At 62.8% G+C, this 22,735-nt stretch carries 23 protein-coding genes; 8 read left to right on the top strand and 15 right to left on the bottom strand.

Annotated elements, in window-relative coordinates; all coding sequences use genetic code 11:
* Positions 1–13: 13 nt before the first annotated feature.
* The 8 genes from BM317_RS24960 to BM317_RS24925 form a co-directional block, all read right to left on the bottom strand.
* A complete protein-coding gene (locus BM317_RS24960; protein ID WP_092174579.1) occupies positions 14–502 on the bottom strand; it encodes a DUF2878 domain-containing protein in 489 nt (162 codons plus the stop codon).
* 5 nt (positions 503–507) lie between these two features.
* Positions 508–1,770: an SAM-dependent methyltransferase gene (locus BM317_RS24955; RefSeq protein WP_092476641.1), complete on the bottom strand. Its 1,263-nt coding sequence runs from the start codon at positions 1,768–1,770 to the stop codon at positions 508–510.
* Positions 1,742–2,557: a DUF1365 domain-containing protein gene (locus BM317_RS24950; protein ID WP_092174587.1), complete on the bottom strand. Its 816-nt coding sequence runs from the start codon at positions 2,555–2,557 to the stop codon at positions 1,742–1,744. The genes BM317_RS24955 and BM317_RS24950 overlap by 29 nt, the downstream gene beginning before the upstream one ends.
* A complete protein-coding gene (locus BM317_RS24945; protein ID WP_092174592.1) occupies positions 2,554–3,801 on the bottom strand; it encodes an NAD(P)/FAD-dependent oxidoreductase in 1,248 nt (415 codons plus the stop codon). The genes BM317_RS24950 and BM317_RS24945 overlap by 4 nt, the downstream gene beginning before the upstream one ends.
* A 3-nt stretch (positions 3,802–3,804) precedes the next feature.
* Positions 3,805–4,560 carry an SDR family NAD(P)-dependent oxidoreductase gene (locus tag BM317_RS24940; RefSeq protein ID WP_092174596.1) on the bottom strand — a complete coding sequence of 252 codons (756 nt, stop codon included), beginning with the start codon at positions 4,558–4,560 and terminating at the stop codon, positions 3,805–3,807.
* Positions 4,557–4,979, bottom strand: coding sequence for a nuclear transport factor 2 family protein (locus tag BM317_RS24935; RefSeq protein WP_092174601.1), 423 nt, complete (start codon positions 4,977–4,979; stop codon positions 4,557–4,559). Before BM317_RS24935 ends, BM317_RS24940 begins: the two co-directional genes overlap by 4 nt.
* Before the next feature lie 179 nt (positions 4,980–5,158).
* Positions 5,159–6,244: an alkene reductase gene (locus BM317_RS24930; RefSeq protein ID WP_092174604.1), complete on the bottom strand. Its 1,086-nt coding sequence runs from the start codon at positions 6,242–6,244 to the stop codon at positions 5,159–5,161.
* Between the two features lie 55 nt (positions 6,245–6,299).
* Complete coding sequence (locus BM317_RS24925; protein WP_092476639.1) at positions 6,300–7,139, bottom strand: pirin family protein; 840 nt, start codon at positions 7,137–7,139, stop codon at positions 6,300–6,302.
* 120 nt (positions 7,140–7,259) lie between these two features.
* On the opposite strand from BM317_RS24925, the gene BM317_RS24920 reads away from it, so the two are divergent.
* The 6 genes from BM317_RS24920 to BM317_RS24895 all read left to right on the top strand — a co-directional run bounded on the left by BM317_RS24920 (position 7,260) and on the right by BM317_RS24895 (position 13,224).
* Positions 7,260–8,174: a LysR family transcriptional regulator gene (locus tag BM317_RS24920; protein ID WP_092476637.1), complete on the top strand. Its 915-nt coding sequence runs from the start codon at positions 7,260–7,262 to the stop codon at positions 8,172–8,174.
* A gap of 245 nt (positions 8,175–8,419) precedes the next feature.
* Positions 8,420–9,745 (top strand): flavin-containing monooxygenase, encoded by a 1,326-nt coding sequence (locus BM317_RS24915; protein ID WP_092476635.1) that lies wholly within the window; start codon positions 8,420–8,422, stop codon positions 9,743–9,745.
* Positions 9,745–10,155: a RidA family protein gene (locus tag BM317_RS24910; RefSeq protein ID WP_003201555.1), complete on the top strand. Its 411-nt coding sequence runs from the start codon at positions 9,745–9,747 to the stop codon at positions 10,153–10,155. The genes BM317_RS24915 and BM317_RS24910 overlap by 1 nt, the downstream gene beginning before the upstream one ends.
* A 10-nt stretch (positions 10,156–10,165) precedes the next feature.
* Positions 10,166–10,840, top strand: coding sequence for a DUF1028 domain-containing protein (locus BM317_RS24905; RefSeq protein WP_092476633.1), 675 nt, complete (start codon positions 10,166–10,168; stop codon positions 10,838–10,840).
* Positions 10,833–12,002, top strand: coding sequence for an acetylornithine deacetylase (gene argE / locus BM317_RS24900; RefSeq protein WP_092476631.1), 1,170 nt, complete (start codon positions 10,833–10,835; stop codon positions 12,000–12,002). The genes BM317_RS24905 and argE overlap by 8 nt, the downstream gene beginning before the upstream one ends.
* Positions 12,003–12,183: 181 nt before the next feature.
* Positions 12,184–13,224, top strand: a complete 1,041-nt coding sequence (locus BM317_RS24895; protein ID WP_092174623.1) for an ABC transporter substrate-binding protein — start codon at positions 12,184–12,186, stop codon at positions 13,222–13,224.
* Positions 13,225–13,394: 170 nt separating this feature from the next.
* Here BM317_RS24895 and BM317_RS24890 read toward each other — a convergent pair whose 3' ends face one another.
* From BM317_RS24890 to BM317_RS24870, 5 genes are all read right to left on the bottom strand, one after another.
* A complete protein-coding gene (locus tag BM317_RS24890; RefSeq protein ID WP_092174627.1) occupies positions 13,395–14,306 on the bottom strand; it encodes a LysR substrate-binding domain-containing protein in 912 nt (303 codons plus the stop codon).
* Positions 14,307–14,517: 211 nt separating this feature from the next.
* The gene (locus BM317_RS24885) at positions 14,518–15,720 is read right to left on the bottom strand and encodes an NAD(P)/FAD-dependent oxidoreductase (RefSeq protein ID WP_092476629.1); all 1,203 of its coding nucleotides are present in this window, start codon (positions 15,718–15,720) and stop codon (positions 14,518–14,520) included.
* A 236-nt stretch (positions 15,721–15,956) separates the two neighbouring features.
* On the bottom strand, positions 15,957–16,331 hold the full coding sequence (locus BM317_RS24880; RefSeq protein ID WP_092476627.1) for a response regulator transcription factor: 375 nt from the start codon (positions 16,329–16,331) through the stop codon (positions 15,957–15,959).
* Between the two features lie 126 nt (positions 16,332–16,457).
* Entirely contained in the window at positions 16,458–17,117 is a 660-nt protein-coding gene (locus BM317_RS24875; RefSeq protein ID WP_092174639.1) for a response regulator transcription factor, read from the bottom strand.
* Positions 17,114–18,646, bottom strand: coding sequence for a sensor histidine kinase (locus BM317_RS24870; protein ID WP_256574237.1), 1,533 nt, complete (start codon positions 18,644–18,646; stop codon positions 17,114–17,116). The genes BM317_RS24875 and BM317_RS24870 overlap by 4 nt, the downstream gene beginning before the upstream one ends.
* A 333-nt stretch (positions 18,647–18,979) precedes the next feature.
* On the opposite strand from BM317_RS24870, the gene BM317_RS24865 reads away from it, so the two are divergent.
* Entirely contained in the window at positions 18,980–19,921 is a 942-nt protein-coding gene (locus tag BM317_RS24865) for a LysR family transcriptional regulator (protein ID WP_072404240.1), read from the top strand.
* A 26-nt stretch (positions 19,922–19,947) separates the two neighbouring features.
* Here BM317_RS24865 and BM317_RS24860 read toward each other — a convergent pair whose 3' ends face one another.
* Entirely contained in the window at positions 19,948–20,967 is a 1,020-nt protein-coding gene (locus BM317_RS24860; RefSeq protein WP_092174648.1) for a GlxA family transcriptional regulator, read from the bottom strand.
* 197 nt (positions 20,968–21,164) lie between these two features.
* On the opposite strand from BM317_RS24860, the gene BM317_RS24855 reads away from it, so the two are divergent.
* Complete coding sequence (locus tag BM317_RS24855; RefSeq protein ID WP_092174652.1) at positions 21,165–22,172, top strand: ABC transporter substrate-binding protein; 1,008 nt, start codon at positions 21,165–21,167, stop codon at positions 22,170–22,172.
* A 187-nt stretch (positions 22,173–22,359) separates the two neighbouring features.
* Here the strand turns inward: BM317_RS24855 and BM317_RS24850 are convergent, their stop codons facing one another.
* On the bottom strand, positions 22,360–22,608 hold the full coding sequence (locus BM317_RS24850) for a phage infection protein (RefSeq protein ID WP_092476625.1): 249 nt from the start codon (positions 22,606–22,608) through the stop codon (positions 22,360–22,362).
* Between the last annotated feature and the right edge of the window lie 127 nt (positions 22,609–22,735).

Here is a 22,735-nt window from a genome sequence, read left to right as displayed (position 1 = left end):
TGGCGTCCTGTGGTCAGCGCGATTCGGCCAGGCGCAACGCCAGCGGCAGCCATAAGCCCCACAGTGGCGCCAGGAGCAGCGCGGTTGCGAGTGAGCCGAGGGGGAGCGTCACCCCGGCCAGCGGTGCGCCCGCGCAATAGGCCAGCGGCCCGCCAACCATCCCCACCAGCACACCGCGCCAGGCCGGTCTTGTGGCCCAGGCCAGGCTATGACGCAAACCAGTGGCGAAGACCAGCCAGAGCAGCGCCAGCCAAAGTGGCAACGGACCTCGCTCGAACACGAACACGCCCAGCGCACCCAGGCTCCAGTCCAGCAACATGCCGCAGAGGCCGACGCTAATCACCGCGTGGCACTCGGATTTGGGCGCCGGGCTGAATGTCAGGTGGGCGAGCAGGCCGCCGGCTACCGCCAGCAGCCAGCCCGGCTGATGGGCACCGGCCATGCAGCCCCACCAGCCCAGTTGCAGCCAGAGCGCGTTGATCAGCAAGCCGCTGCGGCTCATCGGACTTACCGTTGTTCCGGCAGGAACGACGGGCGGGCGGCGGGACCGGCGAACAACAACTGGGCAACGCCGATGGCACGCTCCTGGAATCCCCCTTCGCAGTAGCACAGGTAGAACTCCCACAGGCGCTGGAAGGTTTCGTCATAGCCCAACTCCGACAAAGCCTGGCGCGATTGGCGGAAGTTCTCGTGCCAGTGCCGCAGCGTACGGGCGTAGTGTGCACCGAAATCCTCGAGGTGCAGCAGGTTGAGTGACGTCTGTGTGCTGGCGGTGTTCAACAGGATCGACAGCGATGGCAGGGCCCCGCCGGGAAAGACATGGCGTTGGATAAAATCCACCGAGCGCCGGGCTTGGGCATAGCGCTGGTCACGGATGGTGATCGATTGCAGCAACATCAAACCATCATCCTTGAGTCGTGCGGCGCAGCAGCGGAAATACTCAGGCAGGTAGCGATGGCCGACCGCCTCGATCATTTCGATGGACACCAGCTTGTCGTAGCGTCCCTGCAAATCGCGGTAGTCCTGGCACAGCACCTGGACACGCGCTTGCAGGCCCAGCGCCTCGACACGCTGCAGCGTATGGCGGTACTGCTCGTCGGACAAGGTCGTGGTGGTGACCTTGCAACCGTAGTGTGTCGCCGCATGGATGGCGAGGCTGCCCCAGCCCGTACCGATTTCCAGCAAGTGGTCGCCGGGACGCAGGTCAAGCTTGCGACAAATGCGTTCCAGTTTGTTGCGCTGGGCGTCTTCCAGGCTTTGTTCGGGGCTTTCGAACAGCGCGGCGGAATACATCATGGTGGGATCGAGCAGTCGCTCGAACAGCTCATTGCCCAAGTCGTAGTGAGCCATGATATTGCGCCGCGAGCCTTTGCGATTGTTGCGGTTGAGCCAGTGCAAGCCACGCATCAGCGGGCGGCTGAGGCGAGCCAAGCCGCTGTCCATGGCGTCGAGCACTTCCAGGTTGGCCACGAACAAGCGTGTCACGGCGGTCAGGTCGGTGCTGCGCCAGTAGCCGCGGATATAAGCCTCGCCAGCACCGATGGAGCCGTTGCCGGCGACCATGCCCCAGGCGGCGGCGTCGAGAATCTCGACCTCGGCCACCAACGGGCTGGCGAGGTCGCCGAAGCTCAACGGCGCGCCATCGACCGTCAGGCGCAGGTGGCCGTGACGCAGGCGGCGCAATTGGCCGAGCACGGCCTGCTTGAAGAAGCCGCCGTTGAACAGGCAGGAGCTGCTGGCCTTAGTGACGCTCAGGGTGGGTTCGGGCATGGTCGGAGTCCTTGTGGGCGGTTTCGCCAATACTCAGGTCGCCTTGGCTGGCCTGGTGTGCGTGCAGGGGTGTGCGTTTGAACAGCAGGCGCAGGGCCTGCCAATAGATGGCGCTGACGGTGCGCAGGCTCATCCATGGGAAGGCCAGGACATGACGGCGCAGCGACCGGCTATCGAGAGGCTGGCGCTCGAGCGCGAGGTGGGCCTCGAACACTTTGTGCCCGGCGCGCCAGTTCTCCATGTGCACACGGATACTGGCGTCCTGGACCCGGAAACGCATGCGATAGTCCATGTCCCGGGGCAGGAACGGTGAAACATGGAACGCCTTGGCCACCCGGAACGCCTGGGGTTCGCCCGGACGCACGGGCAGCACATAGTGGTAACGTTCGCGCCATGGGGTATTACGCACTTCGCAGAGGATCGCCGACAGGCGTCCGTCGGTTTCGTGGCAGAAATAAAAACTCACCGGGTTGAACGACAGGCCCCAACTGCGTGGCTGGGTCAGCAGGTGGATCGCACCTTGCGGAGCCGTGCCCAGGCTTTCGGCGAGGATCTCGCGCACGGCGTCGACCAGGGGCACGCCCAGATGGGTGCGCGCCGGCAGGTAATCGCGCTCGCGCCAGCACAGCGGCGCCAGGGTCCATGGCCGCAGCAGGCGCGACAGGCCCAGCACGTGCTGCTGTTCGGCGAGGTCCAGGTACAGCATGCCGATCGGATAACGAAAGGCGTGGACGCGCGGGGCATGACGCCGATGGTCGATCCAGCCGCGACACAGGCTGCTGTTCACAGGTGCTCTCCGAAATGCTCCGCGACGTGGAGTGCGCTGACCACACCGTCTTCATGAAAGCCGTTGGCCCAATAGGCACCGCAGAAATAGCTGTGCCGCTGCCCTTGCAACTCACCCTGGCGGGCCTGTGCGGCGACGCCGGCGAGGCTGTATTGGGGATGGGCGTAATCGAAGCGTGCAAGCACCAGGGCCGGGTCGACCGCATCGCTCTGGTTCAGGCTCACGCAAAAGGTCACCGGCGCGTCCAGGCCCTGGAGGATGTTCATGTTGTACGTCAGCGCGGCCGGTGCCTGGGGTGGTCCACCGAGGCGGTAGTTCCAGCTTGCCCAGGCCTGGCGCCGCCGTGGCAGTAGTCGGGTATCGGTGTGCAGCAGCACTTCGTTGCTGGCGTAGGCCAAGGCGCCGAGGACCTCGGTCTCTTCGGCGCTGGGAGCCTCGAGCAGGGCGAGGGCCTGGTCGCTGTGGCAGGCGAACACCACTTTATCGAAGCGCTCGATGCCAGCTGCGCTGGTCACGCTGACCCCGCTGGCGTCCCGGTTGACGCGTTGCACCGGGCAGTCGAGTCGGATGTGCTGGCGGAACCCGGCGCACAACGGGGTGATATAACCGCAAGAGCCGCCTTCGATCACGCGCCATTGCGGACGGTGGTTGACTGACAGCAGACCGTGGTTGTGGCAGAAGCGCACGAAGAACTGCAGCGGAAACTCCAGCATCCTGGCCGGCGACATCGACCAGATCGCCGAACCCATAGGCACGATGTAGTGATCGATGAAGCGCTGGCCGTAACCGTGGCTGTGCAGGTAGTCACCGAGCCGCGTGGCAGCGTCGATGCGTTGCGCCTGCAGATCGGCCGTCGCCTGCCGGTTGAACCGCAGGATATCTCGCAGCATGCCCCAGAAACCGGGTGACAGCAGGTTGCGCCGGCGGGCGAACAGGCTGCGCAAGGTGTGGCCCTTGTATTCTTGCCCGGTGGCCGGTTCATGCACCGAGAAACTCATTTCCGTAGGGCGCGAAGCGACACCCAATTGGTCCAGCAGGCGAATGAAGTTCGGGTAGGTCCAGTCGTTGTACACGATGAAACCGGTATCCACGCCATAGCGTCGGCCTTGCCAATCGACCTCCACGGTATGGGTGTGGCCCCCGATCCGGTCGTCGGCCTCGAAGAGGGTGATCTGATGGCGACGGTTCAACAGGTAGGCGCAGGTCAACCCGGAAATGCCACTGCCGATGATTGCGATGCGCATGTCTCAAGATTCCTTATTGGGGCGTGCCAGGCGCCGGCCCAGGGCCAGCCGCCAGCGGGCGGGCAACTGTCCGAGCAGGCGCAGAACGGCGGTGAAGGCCCAGGGAAATGCGATGTCCAGCGGCCGTGCCGGCAAGCGCCGGGCGATATGCCGTGCGGCCCGTTGCGCTGACCAGCGCATGGGCATGGGGAAGTCGTTGCGCCGGGTCAGCGGGGTATCGACGAAACCGGGGCTCACCAGTGTGACGTCGATGCCTTCGGCGGCCAGGTCGATGCGCAGGGATTCCACCAGGTAGCGCAATGCCGCCTTCGAGGCACCGTAAGCCCCGGCACGCGGCAGGGCCAGCCAGGTGACCGCGCTGCCCACCACCACCAGGTGCGGGCGCTGGCCCCGGCGCAGCAAGGGCAAGGCCGCCTCCAGGCAATGGCTGGTACCGAGCAGGTTGGTGGTGATGACACGCTCGACGAGGTGGGTGTCGAAATGCCCGGACTCCAGATATTCACAGGTCCCGGCATTGAGGATCACCACGTCCAGCGTCAACCATTCACGCTCGATCTGCTGGCAGACCAGGGCGACCTGGCGCGGGTCGGTCAGGTCGCCCGGCAGTGCCAGCACCTGGTCTGGATAGCGGGCCGCCAACGCCTGCAAGGGTTCTGCCTGGCGCGCGCTCAATGCCAGGTGATGGCCTTGTTCCAGCAACTGTGCCGCGAGGGCCGCGCCGATGCCGCTGCTGGCCCCGGTCAGCCAGATGCGGCTCATGCCAGCCTCCGCTTGAGCCAGCGGACCGCCGGTCCCAGCAACGGCAGGTGTTCGTAGAGCAGGGCGCCGGCGTCGAAGAAATCCTGGTGATGGTGGACCCGGTCCGTCCAGCGCAAATGGCTGCAACCCTGCAAGGCAATGGGGGCGCCGCTTGCCAGGCGTGGGTGCCGAAAGTGCAAGGTCCAGCGCAGATAACCTTCACCGGGAGCGACCTCGTCGAACGCGTGGAAGTCGTAGCGCACGTCACTGGTGTTGGCATACAACTGCGCAAAGTACTCGCGTAAGGCGGTCAGGCCTTCGATCCGGTGCAAGGGGTCTTGGAAATGGATGTCGACGCTATAGAGCTCATCGAGCTCGCCGAGGCGACTGGCATCCAGCTTGGCGAAAGCCTGGGCGAAACGCTGGAGATAGGCGGACATGCTAGGCTCCGAAATATTGTACAGAAAACTGTTTCTGTACAAGTTTTGAAGCCTACTTCAGTAGTTATACGTTTGGAAGTTTTTTGTACAAGAAAATGTGAATTTGTACAATTCCAGTCGGGGCAAGAGCAGGGCATCGCAAGCCCTGCTTTGCGTCTTGCTGGCTCACGTCTCCTGGATCATTGCGCCCGGGCTTCGGCCAGGGTCGGATAATCCGTGTAGCCCCGTTCTTCGCCTTGGTAGAAGGTCGCTGCGTCGGGTGTGTTCAACGCCTCACCCTGTTTGAAACGCTCCACCAGGTCCGGGTTCGCCAGGAATGGCGTTCCGAACGCGACCAGGTCCGCGTCGCCACGACCGATGGCATCGCCTGCACGCTCCGCGCTGTAACCGCCGTTGGCAATGTAAGGCCCACCGAAGCGGCGCTTGAGTTCGAGGAAGTCGAACGGGCCTTCACCCAGTTCCACGATGTGCAGGTAGGCCAGGCCATAACGGCTGAGCATCCGGGCTGCGTATTCGAAAGTCGCCTGCGGGTTGCTGTCGCTCATCGAGAAATAACTGAAGATCGGCGACAGGCGCACGCCAACGCGGCTGGCCCCGAAGACTTCGATTACCGACTCGACCACCTCCTTGAGGAAACGCGCGCGGTTCTCGATCGAGCCACCATAGGCATCGGTGCGCTGGTTGGTGCCGTCTCGCAGGAACTGGTCGATCAGGTAGCCATTGGCGCCATGGATTTCCACGCCGTCGAAGCCGGCCAGCTTCGCGTTGACAGCGGCCTGGTGGAAGTCGGCCACCACTTCGCTAATTTCATCGAGGGCCAAGGCCCGTGGCAGTTCGTAGGGCTTGAGGCCTTCGGCGGTGTAGATCTCGCCATCGGCCTTGATCGCCGAGGGCGCTACCGGCAGTGCGCCCTCCTGCTGCACCAGCGGATGGGAGAGCCGGCCCACGTGCCACAGCTGGAGGAACATCTGTCCGCCTTGGGCGTGGACCGCGTCGGTCACTTGCTTCCAACCGGCGACTTGTTCGCTGGTGAAGATGCCGGGCGTTCGCAGATAGCCCTTGCCCTGGGCCGAGACCTGGGAGCCTTCGCTAACGATCAGGCCGGCGCTGGCGCGTTGGCTGTAGTACTCGGCCATGAGGGGGGTGGCCACGTCACCCGCACCTGCACGGCTGCGGGTCATCGGCGCCATGATCAGGCGGTTTTTCAGGGACAGCTTGCCGACCTGGGCGGGGGACAGCAGAAGGTCGAGACCGATGTTGGTCATGGATGTTCACCTCTATGGGATTCGGACAGTGGATCAGGATTGAGTCGAGGGGCGGCTAGGCCAGCCGACCCTCTTGCTGCAAAACGGTGCCGATGCGCTGGATTTCCTTCTCGCCTTTTTCCAGTGCGGCTTTGCTGGTGTGCACGGAGTAGTAGCCCATCACCAGGTCGTGGGGATGCTTCACCGCGGAGCCGAGCACGAAGGACGTCGCGCCTTGGGCAACGATGTCGATGGCCCCGCCGGACTCCTCGAAGACCACCATTTCCCCGGCATTGACGGTGTCGCCAGCGGTGAGACGGCCGCTGCTGACCGCCAGCCAAGCGACGGTGTGTCCGGCCGGTGGGGTATAGCGCCAGCGCGCCTGGTCGTTCAGGTGGACGGCAAGGTAATTCATGTCCCCTGGGGTCACCACGTTGCTGCGGGCCGTACCGTATTGGCCGAGTAACACCAGCGCCGGGCCCTCCCGGGGGATCGCGGAGGGTGCCAGGTAGAGGCTGTGGGCCGGGGCATTTTCTTCGGCGGCCGGCAGCGCGACCCAAAGCTGGAAGCCGTGGATCGGCGCCCCACTGACCGGTCGGCCGTCATGCCACACGCCGTTACCGGCTTGCATCCATTCCATACCGCCGGAAGGCAGCACGCCAGACTGGCCGGTACTGTCTTCGTAAGTCACCTGGCCTTCGAGCAGGTACGTCAGGGTGACGATCCCGGAGTGGGGGTGCATGCCGAAACCACTTGGCATGACGCCGTCCTTGAAGGAGAAGAGATCGAGAAACACGAAGGGCTTGCAGAGTTGCCCCAGGTCTCCCGGGCTCATGAGACGCGTAATAGGCCCGTGGCGGTGGCCGGCGGTGCGATGGATGATGGCCCGCGGTGGGGCGGTGACGATGCTGTTCATGGTATCCCTCACTGGTTGGGCATCGGGCTTCGATGGGCGAAGGATAAGCACCTGGCAATCGATTGATTAGTCGATACAATCGGATTGAACTCGTCCATAAAACGAAGGAATGCCAGTCCCATGCTCGATCTGAATGATGTCGCGCTGTTTGTCCAGGTGGTGCGCAGCGGCAGCTTTGCCGAAGCAGCCAGGCGGCTGGGCATGCCTTCCAATACCGTGAGCCGGCGGGTCCAGCAGTTGGAGGCGCAATTGGGGAAGCGACTGTTGCAACGCTCCACTCGCAAACTCACGCTGACTCAGGTGGGGCAGGGGTTCTATGAACGCTGCGTCAGCGCCGTGGATGGGCTGACCGAGGCGGGGCAGGAACTGATGAAGGGCAGCGACGAGCCCAGTGGACGGGTGCGTATCGCGGCGATGGCGGATTTCTTCGATTTTTTCCCGATGCAATGGGTGGCCGATTTCCTCGCTGCCCATCCGCGAGTGCAATTGGATTTCGTCCTCAGCGATGACCGTGTCGACCTGATTGCCGACCGCATCGACGTGGCCTTTCGCGGTGGCCCGCTACAGGACTCCGGGTATGTCGGTCGCCAACTGCTGAGCAACGAAGGCGACGGCATGGTCGCCAGCCCTGCCTACCTCGCCGCACGGGGGATGCCGGCAGCGTTGCAGGACCTGGTTCACCACGACAGCGTGAGCTTCGCCCACCCCAGCGGCTTGAGTCACTGGCGCCTCATCGGCCCGGACGGCGCCGAAGAGGAGGTGCAGGTCCCCAGCCGTTTCAACGCCAACACCGCTCAAGCCTTGCGCAAGGCGGCGGTGGCGGGCCTGGGCATCGCCGTGCTGCCCTCGGCGGTGAGCAGCGTCGACCTGGAGGCCGGAAGGCTGGTACGTGTGCTGCCACAGTACCGGCGCATCGGTTTTGGCCTGAATGTGCTTTATCCCAGTCGGCGGCAATTGCCCCTGGCGGTCTCGGCGTTCATTGCGTTGGTGATGGAAAAGCTTGAACTCAAGGCGTTTCCGGCGCGGTTGGAGTAGGCCGGTCAGTCAACATCCATTCCCTTCAGATATTGACCCCTCTTGAAATGCCTGATCCCTCATCGGGCATTCATCCAGTTTTTTCCTTCCCAGCAACGATAAAAACCCTCGTTTCGCAAATTCCCGCCTGCCAACACAATCGCCTCGACACCGCCCATCGATAGTCGCAACCGCAGAACAACAATCAGAACCCGAGGCGGCGCCATGCCGACCTGAACCGAACCTACTGCCGGAAGTGCACAGATATGCCTTTTGAAACAACTCACATCGATACGCTTGTCATCGGCGCCGGCCAAGCCGGCGTGGCCATGAGTGAGCACTTGAGCCGGCAAGGCGTGCCTCATCTTGTCGTGGAGCGCAGCCGCATTGCCGAGGCCTGGCGCACGGCGCGTTGGGATTCGCTGGTGGCCAACGGGCCGGCCTGGCACGACCGCTTTCCGGGTTTGGAGTTCGAAGGGCTCGACCCGGATGCCTTCGCGACCAAGGACCAGGTGGCCGATTACTTCGAAGCCTATGCCCGCCAGTTCAACGCACCGATCCGTACTGGCGTGGAGGTCCGGGGTGTCGAGCGCAATATCGGGCGTCCGGGCTTCACCGTGGAAACCTCCGAAGGCCTGATCGAAGCGATCCACGTGGTCGTCGCCACCGGGCCCTTCCAGCGGCCGGTGATTCCACCGATTGCGCCGGACATGGCGACGGTCACCCAGCTTCACTCGGCTCAGTATCGCAACCCCGGGCAATTGCCCGAGGGGGCTGTGTTGGTGGTGGGCGCCGGGTCGTCGGGGGTGCAGATCGCCGATGAACTGCAGCGCGCCGGCAAGCAGGTCTATCTCTCGGTGGGGGCCCACGATCGTCCGCCCCGGGCCTATCGCAACCGCGATTTCTGCTGGTGGCTCGGCGTGCTGGGCGAGTGGGATGCGGAGGCCGTCAAGCCGGGCAAGGAGCACGTCACCATCGCGGTGAGCGGTGCCCGTGGCGGCCATACCGTGGATTTTCGCCGGTTGGCCCACGAGGGCATCACCCTGGTGGGGCTGACGAAATCGTTCAATGGCAGCGTGGTGACCTTTGAACCGAATCTGGCCGAAAACATCGCCCGCGGCGACGAAAACTACCTGGCGCTGCTGGATGCCGCCGACGCCTACATCGCCCGCAACGGCCTGGACCTGCCGCTCGAACCGGAGGCTCGCCACCGGCTGCCTGATCCGCAATGCCTGACCCAGCCGATCCTGGAACTGGACCTGGTCGCCGCCGGCGTGACCAGTGTCATCTGGGCCACCGGCTACTCGGTGGATTACAGCTGGCTGAAGGTCGACGCCCTCGGCGCCAATGGCAAGCCTCGGCATCAGCGTGGCGTTTCCAGTGAACCGGGCCTGTATTTCGTCGGCTTGCCCTGGCTGTCGCGACGGGGCTCGGCGTTCATCTGGGGTGTCTGGCATGACGCCCGGCATATTGCCGACCACATCGTGAAACAACGCATTTACCTCGCCTATCAAGATGCTGCCCAGCGCCAGGCCCCGGCATTCGATAGCGATTCACACCGTTCGAAAACCAGTCTCACGGGAGTTCGTTGATGCCTACTCACACACGCATTCGCATGTTCAATACCAAGGACACCTACCCGAACCAGACGCTGGACAACGACCTGTGCCAGGCCGTGCGCGCCGGCAACACCGTCTACGTGCGCGGCCAGGTCGGCACCGACTTCAACGGTCAACTGGTAGGCCTCGGCGATCCTCGCGCCCAGGCCGAGCAGGCCATGCGCAACGTCAAGCAATTGCTGGAAGAGGCCGGCAGCGACCTGAGCCACATCGTCAAGACCACGACGTACCTGATCGACCCGCGCTATCGCGAGCCGGTGTACCAGGAGGTCGGCAAGTGGCTCAAGGGCGTTTTCCCGATCTCCACCGGCTTGGTGGTCAGTGCCCTGGGCCAGCCGCAGTGGCTGATGGAAATCGACGTGATCGCGGTGATCCCTGAATAAGGAACGGAACATGACCTTTTCCATCGTTGGACGCTGTGTCGAAACCGGCCAGTTGGGCATCGCCATCAGTTCCTCGAGCATTGCCGTCGGTGCACGTTGCCCCTGGTTGCGCGCGGGCGTCGGCGCGGTGTCGAGCCAGAACATTACCCTGCCGGCCCTGGGCCCGCAGGTTCTCGATGAACTGGCGGGAGGCCTGGCGGCGCAAGCGGCGCTGGAGCGGATCCTGGCGCGCAACGGCTACAGCCAATACCGGCAGGTGGCAGTGATCGATGCCGAGGGCCGCACGGCGATTTTCAGCGGCGAGCATACCCTGGGCACCCACAACGCCGTGGCCGGTGAGCAATGCGTGGCGGCCGGCAATCTGTTGGCCAACGCTGGGGTGATCGAGGCCATGGTCACGGCCTTCGAGCAGGGCGGTGGTTGTCTTGCGTCACGCTTGATGAGCGCGTTGCAGGCCGGGCAGGTGGCGGGCGGGGAGGCCGGGGCGGTGCATTCGGCGGCGCTGTCGGTGGTTGATGACCTCACTTGGCCCATCGTCGATCTGCGGGTGGATTGGGCCGAGGAAAATCCCATCGGCGAGCTGGAAAAACTCTGGCTCGCCTATCAGCCGCAATTGCAGGATTACCTGACCCGCGCGCTCAATCCGACCCTGGCGCCGAGTTATGGAGTGCCGGGCGATGAGTGAGCTGCGCAGTCGCGCGCTGCTTGCCGAGCTGGTGAGCTTTGCCACGGTCAGCCGCGATTCGAACCTGGCCTTGATCGAGTTCGTGCGCGACTACTTGCAAGGGCTGGGCGTGAACAGCGAGCTGATCTACAACGCCGAGCGAACCAAGGCCAACCTGCTGGCGAGCATTGGCCCGGCGCTGCCCGGTGGCGTGGTGTTGTCCGGGCACACCGATGTGGTGCCGGTGGACGGGCAGGCCTGGACGGTCGAGCCGTTCCGCCTGACCGAGATGGACGGTAAATGGTTCGGGCGCGGCACGGCGGACATGAAGGGATACATCGCCTCGGTGCTCGCGGCGGTGCCGGTGTTCTTGTCGAGCCCGCTTCGGCGACCGGTGCACCTGGCGTTTTCCTATGACGAAGAAGTGGGTTGCCTGGGCGTTCACAGCTTGCTGGAGGTGTTGGTGCGGCGGATTGCGCAACCGGCCCTGTGCCTGATTGGCGAACCCACCCAACTCCGACCGGTGCTGGGGCACAAAGGCAAGCTGGCGATGCGTTGCCATGTCCGAGGGGCTGCTTGTCATTCGGCCTATGCCCCTTACGGGGTCAACGCCATCGAGCAGGCGGCGCGCCTGATCGGGCGGTTGGGCGAGATCGGCGCGCAGCTGGCCGAACCCTCGCGGCACGACCCGCGCTTCGACCCGGCGTTTTCCACCGTGCAGGTCGGGGTGGTCCACGGCGGCACGGCGCTGAACATCGTCCCGGCGGACTGTCGTTTCGATTTCGAGGTGCGCGCCTTGCCGGATTTCGATCCCCTCGTGGTGGCTGAGCAATTGCAAGGTTATGCCGAGCAGACCCTGCTGCCGGCCATGCAGGCGGTGGCGGGGGATACAGCGATCCGCTTCGAACCGTTGTCGGCCTACCCGGGCCTGGCCACTTCGCCGGACAGCGCGGCCGCCCAACTGGTTGCACGGCTGTGCGGCAGCGACGCTTTCAGCACCGTCGCCTTTGGCACCGAAGGCGGCCTGTTCCATCAGGCCGGGGTGCCGACGGTGGTCTGTGGGCCCGGCAGCATGGACCAGGGGCACAAGCCCGACGAATACGTGAGCGTTGAACAAATGGCCGCCTGCGACCGCTTGATGGATCGGCTGGCGAGTTATCTCTGTGAACCCAATGATTGCTGACCGCAAGGTGCCTGAGGAGGACGATTTCAATGGAAGGAGATTCCTCGCGGTCAGCCAGGCGACACCCATGAACAGGCCGACAAGAGCCTTTGCTGTAGACCTTGCCGCCCGTATTTACGGTCACTTTTGAGTCCCGTCACCGGCTCGTGCGGGCGAGCCGGTATTTTCGAGGAACCGCTTCATGTCCAGATCCTTGCGTTGCAATATTGCGTGTGCCCTGGCGTTGCTGAGTACCAGTGTCCTGGCCGCGCCACAGAGCCTGACCGTGATTTCCTTCGGCGGCGCCACCAAGCAGGCCCAGGACAAGGCCTACTTCCAACCTTTCAATGCCAGCGGCGCGGGAAACATCGTGGCCGGCGAATACAACGGTGAATTGTCGAAGATCAAGGCCATGGTCGCCGCCGGCCACACCAGCTGGGACGTGGTCGAAGTGGAGAGCCCCGAGCTGTTGCGTGGTTGTGAGGAGGGGCTGTTCGAGAAGCTTGACCTGGAGCGCCTGGGCGACCCGGCGAACTATGTGCCGGGAGCGCTCAATGAATGTGGGGTCGCCACCTACGTCTGGTCGATGGTCCTGGCTTATGACCAGAGCAAGCTCGCCAAGGCACCCAAGTCCTGGGCGGACTTCTGGAACGTTGCCGAGTACCCGGGCAAGCGCGGCCTGCGCAAGGGCGCCAAGTACACCTTGGAAATCGCCTTGCTGGCCGACGGAGTCAAGGCACAGGACGTGTACAAGGTGCTGAACACCCCGGAAGGCGTGTCCCGGGCATTCGCCAAGCTCGACCAGATCAAGCCGAACATCCAATGGTGGGAAGCCGGCGCGCAACCGGCGCAATGGTTGGTGGCGGGGGACGTGGCGATGAGTGCGGCCTACAACGGGCGCATCGCGTCGGCGCAAAAGGAAGGCATGAAGCTGAGCATCGTCTGGCCGCAGAGCCTCTACGACCCGGAGTACTGGGCCGTGGTCAAGGGCACGCCGAACAAGGCCCTGGCCGAGCAGTTCATTGCCTTTGCCAGCCAGCCGCAGACTCAGAAAGTGTTTTCGGAAAACATCCCTTATGGGCCGGTGCACCGCAAGACACTGGCGCTGTTGCCGACGGCGGTACAGGAACAGTTGCCCACCGCCGAGGCCAACCTGGCTGAAGCCCAAGCCGTGGATGCGGAGTTCTGGGTCGACCATGGCGAGGAACTGGAACAACGCTTCAACGCCTGGGCCGCTCGCTAGACATACACCTGTGGCGAGGGGATTTATCCCCGCTGGGCTGCGCAGCAGCCCCAATGCAGCCAACTCCATATCACCTGATATCTTGGATGTTAGGTTTTGGGGGCGCTGCGCACCCCAGCGGGGATAAATCCCCTCGCCACAAAAGTAGTGTTGCGTTCATATCCCTTGGCTCAAGGCAGCCATTGCTTGAACTGCTCCTTGCAATAGTCGACAAACAACTGCGCCGGCTTGGTGAGGTGCGCACGCTTGAGCCAGCCTGCCACCAGTGCCGACCCCGTCACGTCCTCGGCGATGTCGACGCACACCAAGTGTTGCCCATCGTAGGTGCAGGTGGACTGCGGCCGGGTCACCAGCACGGCAAAGCCGAATGCCTGGCCGACCATGCCCCGCACCATCTCGATGGACGGCGAGCTGAAGACAATATTGGGCGTCAGGCCAAGCTCCTCGAAGATGCTCACGAAATAGGTGCGGCTGGGCTGCACATCCAGCAGGATCATCGGTTCGAGGGCCAGGTCGCGCAGCGATACCTGGGCCTGATCGGCGAAGCGATGCCCCGCCGGCAATAACGCATAGGGGCGTTGCGGCGCCGTCAGTGCTTCGGTCTCGATGGTACTGTCGAGGTCGTGTTCATAGAAAATCGCCAGGTCGAAACGCCCTCCCGTGAGGCCTTGCACCAGCTCCTGTTGCTCGCCGTCCTGCACGCGGATTTCCACCCCCGGGAAGCGCTCGCGAAAGCCCGCGATCAGCCGCGGTAGGTAGAGCGGGGCGACGGTTTCGAAGCAGCCGATGTCGATCTGCCCGCTGACCACATCGTTATCGGCCAGCGCGTTCTGCTCGAACTCCCGAGCCATGCGCAACAGCTCCTGGGCCTTGCGATAGAAGCGCGCACCACCGGGCGTCAGCGATACTCCCTGGGCGTGATGACGAATGAGCAATTGCACACCGAAACTGTCTTCCAAGCCCTTGATGGCGGAGGCGATCGACGGTTGGGCGATGTACAGCTTGCGAGAGGCTTCGGCGACGCTGCCACATTCGACGGTGGTGACGAAGTACTTCAGCTGACGCAAGGAATAGGACGCCACGGCACACCTCGATCCGGATGATTTCTGCCTACCTTACCTTGTGCACGGAAGGCGGTGGGCGGGCATTGATACGGATTTTGCTGGGCAGTGACGATATTCAGGCTGGCTTGGGGACGAGCGCCGGAAAAAAACGCCTGCCCAAGGATCGTTGGCAGGCGTCTGGGAAAGACCGGCGCACAAAGGAGGGACTGGCCGGGGGCGGAAACGGGTTTCAGGCCACCGGAATCAACGGGTCGGCGGCGGCCAGGGCGGTTGCGCGATCAGCCGCGGGCGGGTAGATCCACACCGTGTTGATCTGGGTCTTGAGGTCTTTGGCTTCTTGCCCGACCAACTTGAGCTGGCGATCCCAGCCTTCGGTGTACACCGCGCCCCAGGCACCCAGGTCCAGGCAGGTCACATACTTGGGTTGGCTGTAGGCCATCGGCGCGACGCCCAGCAAGTCGGCCGCGACGTTGTTGCCGGCATAGCGGCCCAGGGCGATGGCGTGCTGGCAGGACATCACCGCATAGTTGCCCAGCGTGTCGGTGGCGGCGTAGGCCACGTCACCGCTGGCGAATATGTCGTTCTGGCCCAGGACTTTCAGGTTGGCATCGACGTGCAGGCGACCCTGGCGATCGCGGGTGCCGGGTACCTGTTCGGTCAATGGACTGGCGCGGAACCCCACGGTCCAGATCACGGTATGGGACTCGATACGCTGGCCGCTCGACAGGGTGACACCCCTGGCGTCCACCGATTCGACCGAGGCGTTGAGGATCCACTCGATACCCAGGTGCTCGGACGCTTCGACAATGGATGGACGTATGCCGTCGCCCAATGCTGCGCCGATCTGCGGCCCGCGATCCACGACGATGACCCGGATGACCGCGTCCTCGCCGAGGACGGCGCGCAGGCGTGCGGGCATTTCGGTGGCGGTTTCGATCCCGGTAAAGCCGCCACCGGCCACCACCACGGTGTTGCGGGCCGGGCTGTCCGGCAGACTTTTCAGCGACTTGATATGGGCTTCGAGACGGGTGGCCTGTTCGATTTCATCAACGTCGAAGGCATGCTCGATCATGCCTTCAAGGTCGGGGCGAACCAACTGGCTGCCCGCCGCGAGTACCAGTCGGTCATAGCCCAGGGTGCCCTGGGCACCGAACCCATCCACATAGCCCACCCGTTTGTTGTCGACATCGATACTGCTCGCAGAGCCTTGTACGAATTTCACGCCCACGGCGTCGAACAGACTACCCAGCGGCGCCGCCATGGTGTGGACGTCCGGCTCGTAGAAACGGGGACGAATGCGCAGTTCGGCCTGGGGGGCCAGGACGCTGATCTCCACGTCATGACGGTCGTGTTGGTCCAGCAGCCGGGCCGCGCTCAATGCGCTCCAGACCCCGCCGAAACCTGCGCCGACAACCAGAATACGTTGTTTCATGATGAGCTCCCGAAGACAAAATCGATACGTTGAATGGTTTAACTGTTTCAGCGTGACCGTGTCGCGAAGTACTCCAAAATCGCCTGGCTGCAATGAGTTGCCATCGAGCACATTCAGTTTCGGTTCGCTGTAGGGAAGCTTATTGGCAGGACCTGTGTTTAACACTTCTACATAAGGTCATCGCGCCTATGCCTGGGTAGGGGGGGGCTATACGAAGGTATAGGGGCGCGACGCAGTCAAGCAGGCCGGGCCAGTACCGATTCGATGCAGGCGATCAATTCGGCGCAGTCGAAGGGTTTCGGGAAAAACGCCACCGGCTCGGGCGTACCGGCGCTCATACGAGGAGGCACGCCAGGGTATCCGGTGATGAAGATGATCGGGGGATGAATGCCCAGGGCCGATAATCGATCGTACATCTGAATGCCCGTCATGCCAGGCATTTGAATATCCGATATCAGGCACGCCGTGTTTTCAAGTTCGCAGGAAGATAAAAAATCCAAGGCGCTGGCATATGTTTTAACCCGATATCCGTGGGAACGTAACAAACCATCCAATGCAATTCGAACTGACTCATCGTCATCAATGATTGAAATGATTGCAGTGTTGGACATGTCGATACCTGGAGTTGATATCAGGTAGCCATAAAGGCGCCCGTGTCACTGCAAGATACGCCGTCCAATGGCCCCGCCAAGTATACGTGTGTATGAAAGGGTTCCTGTGCCGAAACGCTCGATTGACTATCGGCCTGTGTCAGCCAGACGCCATTCCAGCACCTGGGCCATGCGTACCAGATCGGCAAACGAGTGTGCGCACATCTTGCGCATGGCCTGGCCACGGTGGATCTTGACCGTGATTTCACTCAAGCCCAGTTCCCCGGCGATCTGCTTGTTCATCAGGCCTGACACCGCCAGTGCCATGACCTGCTGCTCCCGGGGCGTCAAGGTGGCGTAGCGGTCAAGCACTTGCTGATGGCCGCGTTCGGCGTCGCGCCGCTGGCGGTCCTGGTGATGGGCGGCGGTCACGGCGTCGATAAGGTCTTGTTCGCGGAACGGTTTGGCGAGGAAATCCACGGCCCCGGCCTTCATCGCCCGCACGGTCATGGCGATGTCACCGTGACCGGTCATGAACACAATCGGCAGTTGAGCGTTGGCCGCGACCAGCTCCCGTTGGCAATCCAGGCCACTGGTGCCTTGCAGCCGCACATCCAGGACCAGGCAACTGGGCTGATCGGGCCTGGGATGGTTCATGAACTGCGCGACCGAACCGAACAGATGGACCTGCAAGCCGATGGAGCGCAGCAGGCTGCCGAGGGATTGGCACAGCGGTGCGTCGTCATCAACGATATAGACGATGGGGGCGTTGTCGATGATCGAGTTTGAGGACTGTCTGGAGCTCATTGCGCGCTTCCCGACAGAGCGGTGCCCGTGAGCCGCGGCAGCGCGAACCTGAACGAGGTGCCTTGGCCGGCCTCGCTGGTGGCCCAGATCCTGCCGTCATGGAAGTCGATGATGGACCGGCAGATGGAAAGGCCCATGCCCAGGCCGTTTTCCTTGGTGGTAAAAAACGCATTGAACAAGGATGGCAGGACCTCGGGGGCAATGCCGGTTCCGTGGTCAGTCACCTCCAGCAGCACTTCGTCACTCTCCGTCCAGGTGCGTATGCGCAGGGTTCGTGCGTGTACCTTGACCCCGTCCATGGCGTGGCAGGCATTGATGATCAGGTTGATGATCACTTGCTGCAGTTGCACCCGGTCGGCGCTGACCTGGTCGTCGGTCGCTGCCAGGTCCACTTTGGCCCGGACTTTATGATGAGCCAGTTGCTGCTGGACCAGGTTCAAGGTCTCGCGGACGATGTCGTCCAGTCGCTCGGGCTGACGCAACGGGTCGCACTTGCGCGACAGCGCCCTGATACCGTTGATGACCTCGCTGGCGCGACAGCCGTTGGCGACGATTCGGTCGAGGCAATCCAAGGCTTCCCCTAGATTGGGTTCCGGGCGCTTGAGCCACCGGCGACAGGCCTCGCCGCTGCTGGTGATGGCCGTCAGTGGCTGATTGACCTCGTGGGCAATGGACGCGGCCATTTCCCCCAGTGAGGTCAAGCGAGTGACGTGGGCCAGTTGGCTCTGGGTGCGAAACAACGCTTCTTCGGCCTGCTTGCTGGCCGTCACGTCCATGAGTGCGCCGAGATACTGGAAACGGCCATGCTGGACGAGCAGGGGGCTGGCGATCATGTGGATGTGCTTGATGCGGCCATCAGGCATCAGCAGCCGCAGCTTGACCTCGATCTGCGGTTCGCCAGCGGCGGCCTGCTGGAAAACCCCGCGTGCCAACTCCAGGTCTTCAGGATGGGTGCGTTCCAGCATCATCGACACCGTTGGTGTCTTGCTGGGCGGGTACTCGAAAATCCGTGCCGATTCCTCCGACCAGGACAACGCTTGTCGATCACCGCGAAAGCCCATGCTGCCGGTCTGGCTCAGGCGCTGGGCGCCGGTCAGGTAAGCCTCGTTGCGCCGCAGGCTGTCGGAAGCCTGCTTGCTGCGCAGGGCCAGGAAAGCAATGGCGGACAGCGCGGTCAGGCAGCGGAAGAAGCCGGTGGTCGATTCCCAGCGGTGATAGCCGCCGTTGTACAAGAACATCGCGGTGAGCAAGCCCATGCACATCAGCGCGACGGTGATCACCAGATTGATGGAGAACAGGTTGGCCGCCATCAACAACAAGGTGATGTACAGCAGGGTCGGCGCCAGGTCGGAATGGGTTTCGGAGTTGATGATGACAATCCCGCAGGCCACCACCAGGCCCACCGCCCAGCCGAGGGCGTTGACCAGTGGGTGGGTGCTGATTCCCATCGACGGCCTAGGCCCGCTCTGGCTTGGGCTGTATCGAAGGCTGTCATAGACATTCTTGAGCATCGCGGAGGGTAGGGGCACGCTGGCAGACCTTTTGTTTTTACGTGGTCTCGCTCTGGATGTCGGGGCGACAGAGCATCGGTTTCTATCTTAGAAGCGCCGCTTTGCCTGAGGTAGGACATAAAACCCTGAAATCCCGCCAAGCTGTGCCAACACCTCTTTGTGGGCCTGGATATATACCGAAGTATCGATGACGTTGCCCAAAGGGTGAGTCGGGTGTCCCCACGTACAACAGACTTGGCGTGCTTCGAGGATTACGCTTTCAACACCTCGTCGCCGCAGGCCTTGATGGAGGGCGCAGGCGACGATCTTGTCCACTCCTGACTCAATGGCCTGGCGCCTGGGGCGACGACTATGATGAACAGAAATGACCTGCGTCGTGCTGACATCAATCTGCTGGTGGTCTTCGAAACCATGATGCACGAGCGAAACGTGACCCGTGTCAGCGAAAAGCTGTTTCTCGGCCAGCCAACGATCAGCAGTGCCCTGGCGCGTTTGCGGTTGATGTTCGATGATCCCTTGTTCATCCGTTCGGGACGGTTGATGGAACCGACCTCCCGGGCGCGGGAAATCTTCTCCAACCTGTCACCGGCCCTGGATGGTATCGCCGCCGCCTTGGGCCGCTGCCAGGCGTTCGAACCGGCCACCAGCGAGGCGACCTTCCATATCGGCCTTTGCGATGACGTCGAGTACGCTCTACTGCCGGAGCTGTTGCGTCGCCTGCGGGTCGAGGCACCGGGCACCACATTGGTGGTGCGCCGGACCGATCAATGGCAGGTCTCCCAACTGTTGGTCAGTGGCGAGATTTCCCTGGGCATCAGCCCGACGCTGGAACTGCCGGCCAATGCCCGGCGCAAGACACTGCGGCCGATTCGACCGATGTTGTTGCGCGCCGATTCGCAGCCCGGCGAGCTGACCCTGGATGAATTCTGCCGTCGGCCCCATGCCGTCGTATCGTCCATGGGCAATGTCATCGATGATTCGGACCGCGCGTTATGCCTGATGGGCCGACAGCGGCGGGTGGTGTTGACCGTGCCGCAGTTCAGCGCCTTGCCCGTGCTGCTGGCCCAGAGCGACATGATTGCCATTGTGCCGGATTACGTTGCCCAGGCGATGGCGGTGGCGACCGGCATGCGGGTGCAAGCGGCCCCGATCTGCTTGCCCCAACATGAGCTTTCCATGGTCTGGCGCGGCGCTACGCACAACGATCCGGGGGAGCGTTGGTTGCGTTCCCGTTGCAGCGCGCTCCTGGCTGAGCAGGCCGGCCCGCAGGAGCAATCCAGGCGAGTGGCCTGACGGACAGTGGCGCAAGGGTTTCGCCCTCAGCGAGAAAACCGGCTGCGATACTCCCGGGGGGATATCGAGAGATGGCGCTGAAACGTGTGGCGCATTCGTTCCTCGTCACCGAAACCGCAGGATCGGGCGATCTGGTCGATGTTGCGCGGGGAGTCTTCGAGCAATCGACGCGCGGCTTCAAGGCGGAACATCTCGATGGCTTTGGCCGGGGTTCGGCCGGTCTGGCGTTTGTAGACCCGGGCAAAATTGCGCGGGCTCATCCTGGCCTGCCGGGCCAGCCGCTCGACGGTGAGGTTGTTGTCGTCCAGGTGCTCGGAAATCCACACGTGCAGTTCGTCGAACCCGGCGCTCTCTTGCATCTGCAATTGCAGCAGTTGGCTGAACTGCGCCTGCCCGCCGGGGCGCTTGAGAAACACCACCAGCTCACGGGCCACCTGCAGGGCCACATCGCGACCACAGTCGGCTTCGACCAATGCCAGGGCCATGTCGATGCCGGCGCTGACACCAGCCGAAGTCCACACATTGCCCTGCTGGATGAAGATTGCATCGAGGTCCACCTCAACCGACGGGAAACCGCTCTTGAGCATCTCGCACATGGCCCAATGGGTGGCGGCCCGACGTCCGTCCAGCAAGCCGGCCTGGGCCATGAGGAAGGTGCCGCTGCACACCGATGCCGTGCGCCTGGCCTGGACCGAGGCCTTGCGCAGCCAGTGCACCAGGTCGACACAGTCGATCATCGCCTGCCGAATGTCCGGTGCGCCGGGCACGATCAGCGTGTCGATGAGCGTCCCGTCGAGCTCATGCAGGGCACGGGTGTCCACGACCAGGCCTTCGGCGCTTTGCATCAGCCCGCCGGCCAGGCTCGCGGTGTGCATGGCGTAGCCGGGCAGGCCGCGCTCGGTCATGGCTTTGGTGGCGGCCCAGAACACGGTCTGGGCCCCGGTCAGGTCCAGCAAACCCATCTGCGGGTAGGCCAGGAATACCAGGGTGCGCGGTTGGGAAACGGACTCGGTGGCGATGCCGATATCCAGGGACACTTCGTTCATGTTTGCTTCGCGCCGGGTGTTCGTCAGGGGAGGTCTGCAAGGTTATCAAGTGATCGTGCCCGTGGGTGCGGCTTCATGGGCTCGGATACCGAATATTTAGGTGCTATTGATATGCTATTAAGGTATTTAAATTAATATTTTTATAGCTTTAAAGTCGTGATCTTCAGTCTTTCACCTACTGTGAGGTTCACCAGACCATGGCTTTCAAGCGTCCTGCGCTCACCTTGTTGGTTTCCCTGGCGGCCACTGCGCTGCTCAATCCCTTGGCCCACGCCGAGGGCAAGATCAGCATCGCCCAGCAATTCGGTATCGGCTACCTGATCCTGGATGTGGTGCGTGACCAGCAGCTCATCGAGAAGCATGGCAAGACCCAGGGCCTGGATATCAAAGTGGACTGGAACAGCATTTCCGGCGCGACGGCGATGAACGAGGCCTTGCTGACCGGCGCTCTGGATGTGGTGTCGGCGGGCGTTCCGCCGATGCTGACGATCTGGGATCGGACCCGCGGCAAGCAGAACGTCAAGGCCATCGCCTCGCTGGGGTCGATGCCTAATTACCTGCTGACCAACAACCCGAACGTGAAGAGCCTCAAGGACTTCACCGACAAGGACCGGATCGCTGTCCCGGCGGCGGGTGTCGGGTTCCAGTCGCGCACGTTGCAGATCGAAACCGCCAAGGTGTTCGGCAACGATCACTTCAAGAAATTCGACGACATCTCGGTCAGCCTTCCGCACCCGGATGCGACGGCGGCGCTGATCGCCGGCCAGTCGGAGATCAACTCGCACTTCTCCAGCCCACCGTTCCAGTACCAGGCATTGCAAAGCCCCAATGTGCACAAGGTGCTCAGTTCCTATGATGTGCTGGGCGGCCCGGCGACGTTCAACGTGCTCTACACCACGGAAAAATTCCACGACGAAAACCCCAAGACCTACAAGGCCTTCTACGATGCCTTGGTGGAGGCGCAAGGCATCATCAAGGCCGACAAGCCGGCCGCTGCCCAGACCTACATCCGCGTAGAACAGTCCAAGTTGCCGCTGGCGCTGGTGGAAAAAATCGTCACCGACCCCGAAATCGACTTCACCGTCGTTCCGCAACGCACCTACATCTATGCCGAAAAACTGCATGAACTGGGCGTGTTGAAAAACAAGGCCGACAGCTGGAAGGACTATTTCTTCGAAGAGGCCCATGCCGACGCCGGCAGCTGAATCCGGGCCGGCCCATGGATCGTCGACGTGGCCGATTGGCGAGGGAGCCTGCTCCCGCGGGTGGACACCCGTAGGAGCTGTCGAGCGAAGCGAGGCTGCGATCTTTGCGCTGCCAATCAAAATCAAAAGATCGCAGGCTTCGCCAGCTCCTACAGCGTCCGGCGAGATCTCTGGCCACAAAATCGCCTCACACCGCGCTGCGTTCACGCGACGCCTGCAACCGATCAGCCCCGCCTTCAGCCACGCGATTGTCGATCAAGCGATCAGAGCCGCCCTCGGCCACGCGATTCTGGATCAAACGATCGGACCCGCCTTCAGCCAGTTTATGCGCAGCCTGGGCCGGGGCGTTCTTTGCCGAGGCAACGTTCGACAGGCCGACGCCGCCAACCAGTGTCAGGGCGATTGCCATAGACGAAAGTTTCGAGAAGTTGAACATGGTGATTCTCCTTGCGCTTGATTGAGTGGGCCGGTGGCAATGAATGTGTTGCTGTCCGGTGATCACAGTTAAACGCGCGGATGTATCGACGATGTGTGCGAGGAGGGGGCGAAATCCATCATTTCGT

The organism is Pseudomonas sp. NFACC24-1 (genome assembly GCF_900115235.1).
Classification (GTDB): domain Bacteria; phylum Pseudomonadota; class Gammaproteobacteria; order Pseudomonadales; family Pseudomonadaceae; genus Aquipseudomonas; species Aquipseudomonas fluorescens_AA.
This window is presented reverse-complemented; position numbering and strand designations above follow the sequence as displayed.

Excerpts from the sequence above, each read along its gene's own strand:
- BM317_RS24960 (WP_092174579.1), bottom strand. The coding sequence starts at position 502 with ATGAGCCGCAGCGGCTTGCTGATCAACGCGCTCTGGCTGCAACTGGGC.
- BM317_RS24955 (WP_092476641.1), bottom strand. The coding sequence starts at position 1,770 with ATGCCCGAACCCACCCTGAGCGTCACTAAGGCCAGCAGCTCCTGCCTG.
- BM317_RS24945 (WP_092174592.1), bottom strand. The coding sequence starts at position 3,801 with ATGCGCATCGCAATCATCGGCAGTGGCATTTCCGGGTTGACCTGCGCC.
- BM317_RS24940 (WP_092174596.1), bottom strand. The coding sequence starts at position 4,560 with ATGAGCCGCATCTGGCTGACCGGGGCCAGCAGCGGCATCGGCGCGGCC.
- BM317_RS24935 (WP_092174601.1), bottom strand. The coding sequence starts at position 4,979 with ATGTCCGCCTATCTCCAGCGTTTCGCCCAGGCTTTCGCCAAGCTGGAT.
- BM317_RS24930 (WP_092174604.1), bottom strand. The coding sequence starts at position 6,244 with ATGACCAACATCGGTCTCGACCTTCTGCTGTCCCCCGCCCAGGTCGGC.
- BM317_RS24925 (WP_092476639.1), bottom strand. The coding sequence starts at position 7,139 with ATGAACAGCATCGTCACCGCCCCACCGCGGGCCATCATCCATCGCACC.
- BM317_RS24920 (WP_092476637.1), top strand. The coding sequence starts at position 7,260 with ATGCTCGATCTGAATGATGTCGCGCTGTTTGTCCAGGTGGTGCGCAGC.
- BM317_RS24915 (WP_092476635.1), top strand. The coding sequence starts at position 8,420 with ATGCCTTTTGAAACAACTCACATCGATACGCTTGTCATCGGCGCCGGC.
- BM317_RS24910 (WP_003201555.1), top strand. The coding sequence starts at position 9,745 with ATGCCTACTCACACACGCATTCGCATGTTCAATACCAAGGACACCTAC.
- BM317_RS24905 (WP_092476633.1), top strand. The coding sequence starts at position 10,166 with ATGACCTTTTCCATCGTTGGACGCTGTGTCGAAACCGGCCAGTTGGGC.
- argE (WP_092476631.1), top strand. The coding sequence starts at position 10,833 with ATGAGTGAGCTGCGCAGTCGCGCGCTGCTTGCCGAGCTGGTGAGCTTT.
- BM317_RS24895 (WP_092174623.1), top strand. The coding sequence starts at position 12,184 with ATGTCCAGATCCTTGCGTTGCAATATTGCGTGTGCCCTGGCGTTGCTG.
- BM317_RS24885 (WP_092476629.1), bottom strand. The coding sequence starts at position 15,720 with ATGAAACAACGTATTCTGGTTGTCGGCGCAGGTTTCGGCGGGGTCTGG.
- BM317_RS24880 (WP_092476627.1), bottom strand. The coding sequence starts at position 16,331 with ATGTCCAACACTGCAATCATTTCAATCATTGATGACGATGAGTCAGTT.
- BM317_RS24875 (WP_092174639.1), bottom strand. The coding sequence starts at position 17,117 with ATGAGCTCCAGACAGTCCTCAAACTCGATCATCGACAACGCCCCCATC.
- BM317_RS24865 (WP_072404240.1), top strand. The coding sequence starts at position 18,980 with ATGATGAACAGAAATGACCTGCGTCGTGCTGACATCAATCTGCTGGTG.
- BM317_RS24860 (WP_092174648.1), bottom strand. The coding sequence starts at position 20,967 with ATGAACGAAGTGTCCCTGGATATCGGCATCGCCACCGAGTCCGTTTCC.
- BM317_RS24855 (WP_092174652.1), top strand. The coding sequence starts at position 21,165 with ATGGCTTTCAAGCGTCCTGCGCTCACCTTGTTGGTTTCCCTGGCGGCC.
- BM317_RS24850 (WP_092476625.1), bottom strand. The coding sequence starts at position 22,608 with ATGTTCAACTTCTCGAAACTTTCGTCTATGGCAATCGCCCTGACACTG.